At 65.8% G+C, this 12891-nt stretch carries 12 protein-coding genes; 2 read left to right on the top strand and 10 right to left on the bottom strand.

The window, feature by feature from the left end; genetic code table 11:
• Nucleotides 1-6: 6 nt before the first annotated feature.
• Together argF and V5F78_RS15700 are read right to left on the bottom strand one after the other, a co-directional pair.
• Nucleotides 7-936: an ornithine carbamoyltransferase gene (gene argF, locus V5F78_RS15695; RefSeq protein WP_394066927.1), complete on the bottom strand. Its 930-nt coding sequence runs from the start codon at nt 934-936 to the stop codon at nt 7-9.
• Nucleotides 933-2192: an aspartate aminotransferase family protein gene (locus tag V5F78_RS15700; RefSeq protein ID WP_394066929.1), complete on the bottom strand. Its 1260-nt coding sequence runs from the start codon at nt 2190-2192 to the stop codon at nt 933-935. The genes argF and V5F78_RS15700 overlap by 4 nt, the downstream gene beginning before the upstream one ends.
• 285 nt (nt 2193-2477) lie before the next feature.
• Here V5F78_RS15700 and V5F78_RS15705 point away from each other — a divergent pair, with 285 nt between their 5' ends.
• On the top strand, nt 2478-2990 hold the full coding sequence (locus tag V5F78_RS15705; RefSeq protein ID WP_394066930.1) for a GcrA family cell cycle regulator: 513 nt from the start codon (nt 2478-2480) through the stop codon (nt 2988-2990).
• A 447-nt stretch (nt 2991-3437) separates the two neighbouring features.
• Here V5F78_RS15705 and phoB read toward each other — a convergent pair whose 3' ends face one another.
• The 7 genes from phoB to V5F78_RS15740 all read right to left on the bottom strand — a co-directional run bounded on the left by phoB (nt 3438) and on the right by V5F78_RS15740 (nt 10566).
• Nucleotides 3438-4139: a phosphate regulon transcriptional regulator PhoB gene (gene phoB / locus V5F78_RS15710; RefSeq protein WP_348844464.1), complete on the bottom strand. Its 702-nt coding sequence runs from the start codon at nt 4137-4139 to the stop codon at nt 3438-3440.
• Between the two features lie 5 nt (nt 4140-4144).
• Nucleotides 4145-4873, bottom strand: coding sequence for a phosphate signaling complex protein PhoU (gene phoU, locus V5F78_RS15715; RefSeq protein WP_394066932.1), 729 nt, complete (start codon nt 4871-4873; stop codon nt 4145-4147).
• Nucleotides 4874-4892: 19 nt separating this feature from the next.
• Nucleotides 4893-5717, bottom strand: coding sequence for a phosphate ABC transporter ATP-binding protein PstB (gene pstB, locus V5F78_RS15720; RefSeq protein ID WP_394066934.1), 825 nt, complete (start codon nt 5715-5717; stop codon nt 4893-4895).
• 100 nt (nt 5718-5817) lie between these two features.
• Nucleotides 5818-6651 (bottom strand): phosphate ABC transporter permease PstA, encoded by an 834-nt coding sequence (gene pstA / locus V5F78_RS15725; RefSeq protein WP_394066936.1) that lies wholly within the window; start codon nt 6649-6651, stop codon nt 5818-5820.
• A 17-nt stretch (nt 6652-6668) separates the two neighbouring features.
• The gene (gene pstC, locus V5F78_RS15730; RefSeq protein WP_394066938.1) at nt 6669-7646 is read right to left on the bottom strand and encodes a phosphate ABC transporter permease subunit PstC; all 978 of its coding nucleotides are present in this window, start codon (nt 7644-7646) and stop codon (nt 6669-6671) included.
• Between the two features lie 355 nt (nt 7647-8001).
• Nucleotides 8002-9045, bottom strand: a complete 1044-nt coding sequence (gene pstS / locus V5F78_RS15735) for a phosphate ABC transporter substrate-binding protein PstS (protein ID WP_394066940.1) — start codon at nt 9043-9045, stop codon at nt 8002-8004.
• A 126-nt stretch (nt 9046-9171) separates the two neighbouring features.
• Nucleotides 9172-10566, bottom strand: a complete 1395-nt coding sequence (locus V5F78_RS15740; RefSeq protein ID WP_394066942.1) for an ATP-binding protein — start codon at nt 10564-10566, stop codon at nt 9172-9174.
• 333 nt (nt 10567-10899) lie between these two features.
• Here V5F78_RS15740 and V5F78_RS15745 point away from each other — a divergent pair, with 333 nt between their 5' ends.
• Nucleotides 10900-11598 carry a hypothetical protein gene (locus V5F78_RS15745; RefSeq protein ID WP_394066944.1) on the top strand — a complete coding sequence of 233 codons (699 nt, stop codon included), beginning with the start codon at nt 10900-10902 and terminating at the stop codon, nt 11596-11598.
• A 66-nt stretch (nt 11599-11664) separates the two neighbouring features.
• Here the strand turns inward: V5F78_RS15745 and V5F78_RS15750 are convergent, their stop codons facing one another.
• Complete coding sequence (locus tag V5F78_RS15750) at nt 11665-12702, bottom strand: putative bifunctional lysylphosphatidylglycerol flippase/synthetase (RefSeq protein WP_394066946.1); 1038 nt, start codon at nt 12700-12702, stop codon at nt 11665-11667.
• Between the last annotated feature and the right edge of the window lie 189 nt (nt 12703-12891).

Consider the following 12891-nt stretch of genomic DNA (forward strand, 5'->3'; position numbering starts at 1 on the left):
CACGGCTCAGGCTGCCGGCGTATCGAAGCACCAGGCCAGAATGCCCTTCTGGGCATGCAGGCGGTTTTCCGCCTCGTCGAACACCACCGATTGCGGCCCATCCATCACGTCATCGGTCACTTCTTCCCCACGATGGGCGGGCAGGCAATGCATGAAGATGGCGTCCGGGGCCGCGCGCGCCATCAGGGCGCGGTTGACCTGATAGGGCTTCAGGAGATTGTGGCGCCGCTCGGCTTCCTTGTCGCCCATGGAGACCCAGGTGTCGGTGAGGATGCAATCCGCCCCCTCCACCGCCGCCTCGGGATCGCGGGTGAATTTCACCCGCGCCTTGGTCTTCTTGACGAATTCCTTGAGCGCCTGGCGCGGCGACAATTCCTTCGGGGTCGCGACGTTCAACTCGAAATCGAAGCTGTGGGCGGCATGGATCCAGGAGGCGAGCACATTGTTCGCGTCCCCGGTCCAAGCCACCTTGCGCCCGGCGATGCGGCCCTTGTGCTCCTCGAAGGTCATCACATCGGCCATGACCTGGCAGGGATGGGACACGCGCGTAAGGCCGTTGATCACCGGCACCGTGGCGTAGGTGGCGAGTTCCATCAGATCCTCATGGCTGAGAATGCGGATCATGATGGCATCCACATAGCGCGACAGGACGCGGGCAGTGTCGGCGATGGTCTCACCGCGCCCCAGCTGCATTTCCGCGCCCGTGAGCATCACCGTGTCGCCGCCGAGCTGGCGCATGGCCAGATCGAACGAGACGCGGGTGCGCGTGGACGGCTTGTCGAACACCATCGCCAGCGACTTGCCGGCAAGCGGTCGCTCGGCCGAACCGGCCTTGCGCTTGGCCTTGAGATCTTTCGACAATTCCAGAACCCGCCGCAGCTCCACCGCGGGGATATCGGACAGATCGAGAAAATGACGCACGCCTGTGTCCTTCATTCGGCGGCTCCCTTCGCCGACGCCCGTGCAAGGCCGTCCTCGATCCGCAGGCAGGCGGCCTCGATTTTTCCGGCGGCAATGGCGATCTCCTCCTCGGTGAGGATGAGAGGCGGCAGAAGTCGAACCACATTGTCTCCGGCGCCCGGGGCCAGCAGGCCCTCGTCGCGCAGGGCGAGCACCAGCTCGGCGGCGGGGCCCTGCGCCCTGACACCCAGCAGGAGTCCTTCACCTCGCACCTCGGCGATGACTGCGGGATGACGGTCCTTGATCTCGTTCAGCGTGCGTACGAGCAGCGCCGACATGGCCTGCACCCGCTCCAGGAAGCCGTCCGCAAGCACCACGTCCAGCACCGCATTGCCCACCGCCATGGCGAGCGGGTTGCCGCCATAGGTCGAACCGTGGGTGCCGAGCGTCATGCCGCGCGCCGCATTCTCCGTGGCGAGGCACGCGCCCATGGGGAAGCCGCCGCCGATGCCCTTCGCCACCGCCATGATGTCGGGCACGATGCCCGAGCTCTGGTAGGCGAACAGGTTGCCGCTGCGCCCGACGCCGCACTGCACCTCGTCGAGGATCAGCAGCAGGCCATGCTCGTCGCACAGGGCGCGCAGCTGCGGCAGGAAATCCGCCGAGGGCACGCGCACGCCGCCCTCGCCCTGGATCGGCTCCGCCAGGATCGCCCCGGTCTCCGGTCCGATGGCCGCCTTGACGGCCTCGATATCGCCGAACGGCACATGGTCGAAGCCCGGCATGTTCGGGCCGAAGCCTTCCAGATACTTGGGGTTGCCGCCCGCCGCGATGGTCGCGAGCGTGCGCCCGTGGAATGCGCCCTCGAAGGCGATGATGCGGTTTTTCGCCTCAGCGCCGATCACATATTGGTAGCGGCGCGCCATCTTGATGGCGCACTCCAGCGCTTCCGCACCCGAATTGGTGAAGAACATGGTATCGGCGAAGGTCACGGCCTTCAGCCGCTCGGCCAGGCGCTCGCCGCCGACGATGCGGAACAAATTCGAGGTGTGCCAGAGCTTTCCGGCCTGTTCGGTCAGCGCCGAGACCAGATAAGGATGGGCATGCCCGAGGATGTTGACCGCGATGCCTGCGGTGAAATCGAGATAGCGTCGCCCGTCCGTCGTGACGAGCCAGCAGCCCTCTCCCCTTTCAAAAACGAGGTCGATGCGCGCGTAGGTCGGCAGAACGGGGGTGATCACGGAACCCCTCCTCTTGGGGTGGGGCGAAACGCGCTGCGTCTCGCCGGACATCAGAAACGCCAAAGGCCGCCCTCGCGGGGCGGCCCGACAAAAAGGGATTCTAATGATCGCGCGCGGGAGGTCAACAGAGCGCAGCCGTTGACCTGATCGTAACGACTTGGGGACAACGGCACGGGAATGCATTCCGACTCTGTGCGGGCGGGCGTGCATATTGTAGTTTGCTCGTGGCTGACCACGACATCTCGTGCAGGCCTGTTCCCCAAGTGACGTTGGGCCCTGCGAACCCGCGTGCAATGGCGCGCCTGGGTGCGGGAGAAGAGTCGAAGGAGGAGAGCGATGAGCTGGAACGACGAGCGCGTCGAACTCTTGAAGAAGCTCTGGGGCGAAGGGCTTTCCGCAAGCCAGATCGCCGGCGAGCTGGGCGGCATCACCCGCAATGCGGTGATCGGAAAAGTGCACCGCCTCGGCCTCTCCGGCCGAGCGAAATCAACGGTTCCCGCCGCACGCCCGCGCAAGGCCCGGCCTGAAGCGCCCGCGAACAAGCCCGCGCCGCAGCCGCAAACCATGGGCAACACCGCGCTCGCCCCCGCCCTGGAGGCTTTCGTGGCGCCCGAGCCCGCGCCGCGTCCGGCAACCGGCGGCAATGTGGTCGCCATGGGCCAGCGCTGCACCATCATGAACCTGACCGAGGGCACCTGCCGCTGGCCGATCGGCGAGCCGGGCACGGAAAACTTCTATTTCTGCGGCGGCCGCAGTGTCACCGGCATGCCCTATTGCACCACCCATGCGCGGATGGCCTACCAGCCCACGCAGGATCGCCGTCGCGACCGGCGCGTCGCCCGCATCTGACCGCCGCCGCCGCGCTTGGGGCTGCGCCGGCTGCGCAGACCTCGCCGGGGCGACGCGACGACATCTTGGATTGTGCCAAAGGTCGGGCGCCGGGCGACATTGCCGCGTCGCTCGAATGGGAAGGCCGCGCGCGCATGGCGTCCGGGCCTTGATGCACCGAGGCTCGGCGCCCGAACCGCCCGGGGCCATGTGCGAGCCCGTAAGGGCATTTGGGCTGCGAGCAGGCCCTATCCCCGGAAAGAATATCTCCCGCGGGTTCCGCTCCGCCAAGACATCTGAATTTTGCACCATACGCCGCGGCCTGCGCGGGAGCCTGCTCGTGACGCTGGCGCTGCACGATGCGGCGGCACGCTGGCTCCGCACCATGGCGCATGAGCCCGCATACAGCGGGCCCAGCCACCAATCCCCGCAGCACCCCCGCATTCGAGCGCGCAGGCCCTCCCGCGCTCAATGCACGCGGGCGAACATTTCGTTGAACGAATAACCGGCGCCGCGCACGGTGCGGATCGGGTCCGACTGGCGCCCCCGATTGATCGCCTTGCGCAGGCGCCCCACGTGCACGTCCACCGTGCGCTCGTCGATATAAACGTCCTGTCCCCACACGCCGTCGAGCAATTGCTCGCGCGAGAACACCCGTCCCGGGCTCTGCATCAGGAATTCCAGCAGGCGGAATTCCGTCGGCCCAAGGTGCACCTCGCGCCCCGAGCGGTGCACCCGGTGGGTCTCCCGGTCCAGCTCGATGTCGCCAGCCCGCAGCAATGTGGCCACATGCTCCGGCTTCGCGCGCCGCAGCAGTGCCCGCACCCGCGCCAGAAGCTCGGGCACGGAGAAGGGCTTCACCACATAATCGTCGGCCCCGGTGGCGAGGCCGCGCACCCGTTCCGTTTCATCGCCGCGGGCGGTGAGCATGATGACCGGCAGACGCTCGGTTTCCGGGCGGGTCCGCAGGCGGCGGCACAGTTCAATGCCCGACAGGCCCGGCAGCATCCAGTCGAGGATGACGAGGTCCGGCACGCTTTCGCGCAACCGGGTCTCGCCTTCATCGCCGCGTCCGACGCTCTCCACGAAATAACCTTCTGACTCCAGATTGTAGCGGAGCAGAAGGGTCAGGGGTTCCTCGTCCTCGATAATCAAGATACGCGCAGGCACGGATTTTACCCCTGAAGGCTATGCCCCGGGAAAGCGACGGTGGTCTCGCTGGAGACATCCGCCTTCGGGCGCTCTTCGGACAACATCTGTCCCGACACCATATAATAGATGGTCTCCGCGATATTGGTCGCGTGGTCGCCGATGCGCTCGATATTCTTGGCGCAGAAAAGCAGATGCGTGCACACCGAGATGTTGCGCGGATCTTCCATCATATAAGTGAGGAGTTCGCGGAACAGCGAGGTGTACATGGTGTCGATGCCGCTGTCGCGGACCCACACATCCACCGCCTTCGCCTGGTCGCGGCTGGCATAGGCGTCCAGCACTTCCTTCAGCTGCTCCAGCACCAGATCGGACATGTGCTCGACGCCGCGCACCAGCTTCTGGGGATGATATTCCCCTTCGATGGCGAGCACGCGCTTGCCCACGTTCTTGGCGAGGTCGCCGATACGCTCCAGGTCGGAGGCGATGCGGATCGAGGCCACCACGTCGCGCAGGTCGCTCGCCACCGGCTGGCGCTTGGCGATGCAGACGATGGCCTTCTCCTCGATCTCCCGCTGCAGCAGATCGACGCTCGTATCGAGCAGGATCACGCGCTGGGCGGCAGCGGTGTCGCGGCGGATCAGGGCATTGACGGCGTCAGCCACCATGCGCTCCGACTGGCCACCCATTTCAACGACCTTGCGGCCGATCTCCTTCAGCTCGGCGTCGAAGGCCGAGACGGTATGGTCGGGCATCTGGCAGATCCTTGCTTGGTCAGCCGAAGCGGCCGGTGATGTAATCGCGGGTCTTGATCTGCTTGGGATTGGTGAAGATCACGTCCGATGGCGCGACCTCGACCAGTTCCCCCAGGTAGAAAAAGGCGGTGATGTCGGCGCAGCGCGCCGCCTGCTGCATGTTATGGGTCACGATGACGATCGTGAAATCCTGCTTCAGTTCGTCGATCAGATCCTCGATCTTCGAGGTGGAGATCGGATCGAGCGCCGAGGTCGGCTCGTCCAGCAGGATCACTTCCGGCTGCACGGCGATGGTGCGGGCGATGCACAGGCGCTGCTGCTGGCCGCCGGACATGCCGAGCGCCGAGGTATGCAGGCGGTCCTTGGTCTCTTCCCAGATGGCGGCCTTGCGCAGGCAGCTTTCCACCCGCTCGTCCATCTTCGCCTTATTGAGATTCTCGTGCAGGCGCACGCCGAAGGCGATGTTGTCATAGATCGACATGGGGAACGGCGTCGGCTTCTGGAACACCATGCCGATGCGCGTGCGCACCACGGTGGGGTCCAGTTCCTTGCCGACGATATTGACGCCGTCGAACATGACGCCGCCCTCGGCACGCTGGCCGGGATAGAGGTCGTACATGCGGTTGAACACGCGCAGCAAGGTGGACTTGCCGCAGCCCGAGGGGCCGATCATCGCGGTGACGCGCTTCTCGGGGATCTCGAAATTGATGTTCTTCAGCGCGTGGTTCTGCCCGTAATAGAAATCGAGCTTCTCCACCTTGATCTTGGTCGGCGCCTGAATGGCATCGGGCTTGGCCGAGACGGAGGAGGAAATATTGAAGGTCGGATCCACTGCAGAGTTCATGTCAGCCTCATTCGGTCTCTGGTCGCCCGGTGGGCCGGCGTGCTGCCGGCCCGGGCGGTGATCTTGGGCGCCCTCGGGGCGGTGATCTCAGGGTGCCGGTTCAGCGCGTGCGCGCCAGCACCAGACGGGACACGACGTTCAGGACCAGAACGCCCACGGTGATGAGCAGCGCGCCGGCCCAGGCCAGCGACACCCAATCGTCGAACGGGCTTCCGGCATATTGATAGATCGCGATCGGCAGGCTGGCCATGGGCTTGCTGAGATCCGTCGACCAGGAATTATTGCCCAGCGAGGTGAACAGCAGCGGCGCCGTTTCACCCGCCGCGCGGGCGATGGCCAGCAGGATGCCGGTGACGATGCCAGCGCGGGCCGCCCGCCAGGTGATCATGATGACCACTTTCCACTGCGGCGCGCCGAGCGCGAAGGCGGCTTCGCGCAAGCCCACCGGAACCAGGTTCAGCATGTCCTCGGTGGTGCGCACGATCACCGGGATCACCAGGATCGCCAGCGCGATCGCGCCGGCCCAGCCGGAGAAGCCGCCGAACGGCACCACCAGGAACTGGTAGATGAACAGGCCCACCAGGATCGACGGCGCCGAGAGCAGGATGTCGTTCACGAAGCGAGCGGCGGAGCCGATCTTCGTGCCCTTGCCGTTCTCGGCCAGGAAGGTGCCGGCGAACAGGCCGATGGGACCGCCGATCGCCAGCGCGATGCCGATCTGGATCAGAGATCCCACAATCGCATTCAGAAGGCCGCCACCCTGGCCGGGAGGCGCCGTCACCTTGGTGAAGACATTGAGGTTGAGGGCCGGAAGACCGCGGGAAATCAGGGTCCACAGGATCCAGGCCAGCAGGAAGATCGCGAAGACCGCGAACCCCGTGGAGACGACCTTGACCGTATAGTCCTTGGCGCGGCGTGCTGCGAGGGATGCCATGACGTTTGCCTCCCGGATCAATCGAGCCGCGAGCGCACGAGCGCACGGGACAGGGCAAGGACGATGAACGAGATCACGAACAGGATGAAGCCCAGCTGAAGCAGAGAGGTCAGCTTCAGCGAGCCGATCGAAGCTTCGGGAAACTCGTTCGCGATGGTGGAGGCGATGGTCGCGCCGGGCGCGAACAGGGAGGCCGAAAGGCGGGTCGCATTGCCGATCACGAAGGTGACGGCCATGGTTTCGCCGAGCGCGCGCCCGAGGCCCAGCATCACGGCGCCGACCATGGCGGTCTTGCCGTAGGGCACCGAGACGTTCTTATAGACCTCGAAGGTGGTGCCGCCGACGCCGTAGGCGGATTCCTTGAGCATCGGGGGCACCGATTCCAGGGTTTCGACGAACATGGCGGTGATGAAGGGGATGATCATCACGGCCAGGATCACCCCGGCGGTGAGCATGCCCGAGCCGAGCGGGGGTCCCTGGAACAGGGCGCCGATGACCGGCAGCGGGCCAAGCCATTCGATCAGCGGCGGCTGCACATAGGCGGCCACCAGCGGAACGATCACGAAGAAGCCCCACATGCCGTAGATGATCGAAGGCACAGCCGCGAGCAGCTGCACCGCGACGCCGATCGGGCGCTTCAGCGGCTGCGGCGCGATTTCCGTGAGGAAGAAGGCGATGCCGAACGAGAGCGGCAAGGCCACGACGACGGCGATCACGGCGCTGAAGATGGTGCCGTAGATCATCACCAGGGCGCCGAAATTCTCGGTCACCGGGTTCCAGGCGGGCGACCAGAGGAAGTCCAGGCCGAAATGCCGAAGCGCCGGCAGGCCGCCTTCGAACAATTGGGCGATGATCAGGCCCAGCAGGATGAGGACGAAGAAGCCGCTCGCCCACAGGGCGGCGACGAAGACGCGGTCGGCGATTGCCCCGACACCCTTTGCCTCGCCGATGGGAATGATCCCGTCCGACCTCAGTTTATCGACCGTTGCGTCCATCGCCCGATGATCCCCAAATCCCGCGCGCCGCACAGCTCGCGCTCATGAAAACAGATCGCGCAGCCGATCCGCGCACGGCTGCCGCGCGCACCATCGCCCCCGAGACCCATCACTTCCAGGATGCCGGCCGGATGCCGGACCCCGATCGAATTTGCTTTATGTCGAGGCCCGGGCCGCCACGGCGGACACGCCGCGAACCCTTCGCCTGCGAACCATCCGCGCGGGGAAAACCCGCAGCGAACCTTCCGCGCCCCACGCCGCAGCGCCGTCGCGAGGGCTGCCGTATCGGCAACCAGAACTGGGCAAGGCCCCCGCCTCTTCCTTGCAGAGAAGGCGGGGGCCTCGCAATCAGGGATCAGAGAACGGGCTTGCCGTCCGGGGTCTTCACTTCAGACTTCCAGGCCGCCTTGACGCGCTCCACAACCGCTTCGGGAAGCGGGATGTAGTGCAGCTTCTCGGCCATCTCGCTGCCGTCCTTGCCGTAGGCCCACTCGAAGAACTTCATCACTTCGCGCGAAGCATCCACATTGGTGGGGTTCTTCGGCAGGAGGATGTAGGTCGGGCTCACGATCGGCCACGCGCCGGCGCCGGCGGTGTTGATCATGGAAGCGGCGAAGTCCTTGGAGCCGGCCCAGTCGGCCGCAGCGGCGGCTTCGATGAAGGCGGGAACTTCGGGCGACAGGAACTTGCCGGCCTTGTTCTGCAGCTGGGTCACCACGAGCTTGTTGGCGGCGGCGTAGATGAACTCCACGTAGCCGATGCCACCCTTGGTGTTCTTCACGTTGCCGGTGACGCCTTCATTGCCCTTCGCGCCAGCGCCCGTGGGCCACTGAACCGAGGTGGCGGCGCCGACCTTGGACTTCCACTCCGGGCTGACGTCCGAGAGGTAGCTGGTGAAGATGAAGGTCGTGCCCGAGGCGTCCGAACGATAGACGGGAACGATCGCGGTGGAGGGCAGCTTCACGCCGGGGTTCAGGTCGGCGATGACCTTGTCGTCCCACTTGGTGATCTTGCCGAGATAGATGTCGGCGAGCACCGGGCCGGTGAGCTTGAGCTGGTTGGTGGCGATGCCGTCCAGATTGACGGTGGCGACCACGGAGCCGATCACGGCCGGGAACTGCAGCAGGTTCGCGGAAGCGAGCTTGTCGGACGCCATCGGGGCATCGGAAGCGCCGAAATCGACGGTGCGGTTGACGATCTGGTTCTGACCGCCGCCGGAGCCGATGGACTGGTAGTTCAGGCCGTTGCCGGTCTTCTCTTTATACTTGGCGCCCCAGGTCTGGTAGACGGGGGCCGGGAACGACGCGCCAGCGCCATTGATATCGATGGCGAAAGCGCCGCCAGCGAAAAGGGAGCTGGCAACAGCAATCGCTGCGCCAAGAGCGGTGGTGAGCTTCACGGGGTTCTCTCCTTGACCAATAGGTGTCGCCCGTCGGCTATCTGCCGCGACGCAACATTGGGCCGGTTAACTGTAACGGTCCGGCGCCACGGTTCTATGACCCCAACGTGACAGCGCGATGACGATTTATACCTTTGATTTTGAAGGAACTTTTTCGGGCATATCCACGAGGTCGAACCGGACCGTAAAAGTTGCACCGGCATCTTGCCGGCTCTCGATCCCCAGGCGCCCTCTATGACGCGCCACAATATGCTTCACGATGGCAAGGCCGAGGCCGGTCCCGCCCTGGTCCCGGCTTACCGCCACATCCACCCGGTAGAAGCGCTCGGTGAGACGCGGCAGGTGCTCGGGCGAAATGCCGGGACCGAAATCCTGCACCGACACCACCGCCGCCGGCGTTCCTCCCCGCTCGATGCCAACCGCCACCTCCACCCGATGCCCATTGGCCCCGTATTTCAGCGCATTCTCGACCAGGTTCTCGAACAGGCGAATTAATTCATCCCGTTCGCCAAGGACATAGACCGGCTCTTGCGGCCGGCTGATCTCGATCGCCACGTCGCGGTCGGCCGCGAGCGGGCCAAGCGTGTCGCACACATGGGCCACGATGCCGCCCAATTCCAAGGGGGTTTCCGGCCGCACATGGGCGTTCAGCTCGATGCGCGACAGCGAGAGCAGATCCTCGATCAGGCGCGACATGCGGCGCGCCTGCGCGGCCATGATGCCGAGAAACCGCTCCCGCGCCGCAACATCGTTACGGGCCGGGCCGAGCAGGGTCTCGATGAAGCCCAGCAGCGAGGCCAGAGGCGTGCGCAGCTCGTGGCTCGCATTGGCCACGAAGTCGGCCCGCATCTGTTCGATCCGGCGTTGGTGGGTGAGATCGCGGAACGTGAGCAGAACCGTATCCGGGGTGCGATCGTCGCGCGCGGTCGGGCCACGGCGCACCGGCTCGAGCCGGAGCGGGACCACGTGCGCCTCCAGCCAGCGATCCAGCGGCACCCGCTCGCCGAATTCAACGCGGCGCGGGATTCCGTCCTGCGCTCCGGCGCGCACCGCCTCAAGCACTTCCGGCACACGCACCAGGAACGAGAGGGGATCCCCCACCTTCGCCGGCCCCACCGAAAGGGCGACCCGCTGGTTCGCCGTGAGGATCTCGCCGCCCGGCGTGAGGAGGAGCGCCGGCTCCGGGAGCGCCGCCACCACCGCTTCCACCCGGGGATCGACTCGTGGGGCTGGCGGCGGCTCGTCGCGCAGCGGTTCCGGGTTGACCGGCGGTTGCGCCTCGCTCCCCCGCAGCGCCAGGAACGCACAGGCGGAGAACAGAACCACCAGCAGCGCCGCGAACGGCGGCGCGATCAGATCGAAGGCCACGCCCACACCGAACAGCACACACAGCGCGACCAGCGCGCCGAGCAAGGTGAGCCAGGATGCCGCGCCCGCGCGACCCGGCACTGCGCCGCCCATCATAAGCCCGCCCGCCGGATGGGCCGCGCGCCCGCGCCGTGCCACGCCCGCGACGAGCACGGGGCAGCCCCGGACAGGACCGCCGGCCACAACGGGCGGAAAGGCACCGAAAGTCTCGGCAAGGGCAGACCAGACATGAAGCGCATTTCCTCCAGCAGCATTTGCGTGCAGCAATTTTTGAGATCCGACGCAGCGGCCCCTTTGGCATATGCTGTAGCGCCTGCACGAAGACAATAAGACAGTGCCGGCATGCAGACGCCTTCCAGCGCATTCCTCAAGGTTTTTCTTTGGCTTTATGAGGCCGATGCGCTCGGGATCGGCGGGCGCCTTCACGCGCGTGCCGTGGAATGGTATCGCGTGCGCTCGCGCAGCGCCGAGGAGGGTCGAGTTCTTATGAAATTGGTCAAGCGGTACGGCACCACTCCGGCCCAGCCGCACCCCCGGTCCGCCATCCGCGCCCTGCTGACGCCCCACGTGCCGGTCCACGCGATCGCCACGGTGATCACCATGGCGCTTGCCGCCCTTGTGGCGGGCAAGACCCCAGCGGCAGCCGAGCCCCTGCCCGTGCCCAGCGCCGATTTCGCGCTGAAGGCCAAACTCGGCGGACGGGTGCTGGTGGATATGTCCCGCCAGGGCAATCGGATGCGGATGGAAATCAGCAATCCGGCGGTGCCGGGGACCTTGCTTGGCTTCCTCAATATCGACACCCGCAAGGTCGTGCTGGTCTCCCCCAGCCTGCCGAAAATGGGGATAGAGACCGACCTGCCGGCGGATTTCCAGATCGCCTCCCTCGCTGGCGAGGGCACGCGCGCGGGAACGGCCGAGGTCGCTGGAGAACCGTGCACCCTCTGGCAGGTGGAGAAGGCCGCCCAGCTCGCCGGGCCCACCACCGCGTGCATCACCGAGGATGGCATCGTCCTGAACACGATGGTGGAGATCCAGGGCAAGCCCCACCTCACCTTCGAGGTTCTCTCGCTGAAGCGCGGCCCGCAGGACCCCGAACTCTTCCGCCTGCCGCCAGGGACGCGGACGATGAAGGTGCCGAATGGGGCAGGCCTGCTGCCCTCAATTGGCATAAGCCCCACGCCCTGAGGCGCGGCGCGGGGCGTCGCTGTCAGCCGGCAGTGGGGCCGCCGGCGCTCAACACCATCGGCGCGGTCAGCCGTCGTGGGATTCCAGGCCGGTGGGCAGGCGGGTATGGGCCGTCTGCGCCTCCGCATCCCGGCGCAGGCGCCGGCGCAGGGTGCTGAGCCAGAGTTCGCGCGAACCCAGGATCGTCAGGGCGATGGCGAACGGCACGATATAGTAGAACAGGCGGAACAGCAGCAGCGCGCCGACCATCTCCTCCTTGTCGAACTGCGGCAGTGCGATCAGCAGCGCCGCGTCAAACACGCCAAGCCCGCCGGGCGCATGGCTCGCAAAGCCGAGCAGGGTCGCGGTGATGAAGATCACCGCAAGCGAGACCGGGTCGATATAGGGCGAAGCCGGCATCAGCATGTACATGGCCGCCGCGCACAAGGTGAGATCGAGAATGCCGATTCCCACCTGGATCACGGTCGATTTGCCCGCCGGCAAGGTCACGAACCAGGTGGAGCGGCCGATCTTGCGCGGCGCGGCGCTCACCCAATACATATAGCCGAACAGGCCGATCAGCGCGGTCACGCCGATCAGCCGGTTCACCAACGGCGGCAATTGGTCGACGGCGGTGGCGGCATCGGGATGGATCAGGATGCCGAGGCCGAGCACCGCGATATTGCCGAGCCAGAAGGTCAGCCCGGCGATGAAGCAGATTTTCGCGACATCGACCGCCGTCAGCCCCCAGGCCGAATAAATGCGGTAGCGCACCGAGCCGCCGGTGAACACCGTGAAGCCGACATTGTGGCCGACCGAATAGGAGCAGAAGCCCGCCATGGCCGCCACCCGATAGGGGATGCGCGTGCGCCCGATGGTTTTCAGGGCGAAGAAATCATACAGCGTGAGCGTCAGATAGGCGCATGCGACCAGCACGAAGGCGGCGAAGACGAACCGGGGGTCCTTCTCCTTCAACGCCAGCACCACCTGGTCGAACCGCAGCTTGTGCAGCATGCGGTACAGCACGACGGCGGCAAATCCGATAACCACCAGGCTCGCGATCAAGCCGAGCCCGTGCAGGCCCACTTTGTCCCGAAGGAAACGCCAGATTTTCACATGAAACATGAAACACCATTTCCCCGCCGGCCGCTTCTTGTCCCGCATCCTCGGGGCGCCAGCCCGTGGTGCGTTTCTTTGAGGCCTCTTTCCCTTACGTCGGAACGCGTTTCGCGGCTATGCCTCGTTGCTGAGTTTGGCGCGCGGGCATGCATTTCCTAACCCGGCAACACGGCCGGTCCAAGGCAAGCCAAAGCC

This window comes from Roseixanthobacter glucoisosaccharinicivorans, assembly GCF_043195095.2.
In the GTDB taxonomy this organism is placed as follows: Bacteria; Pseudomonadota; Alphaproteobacteria; order Rhizobiales; family Xanthobacteraceae; genus NCEH01.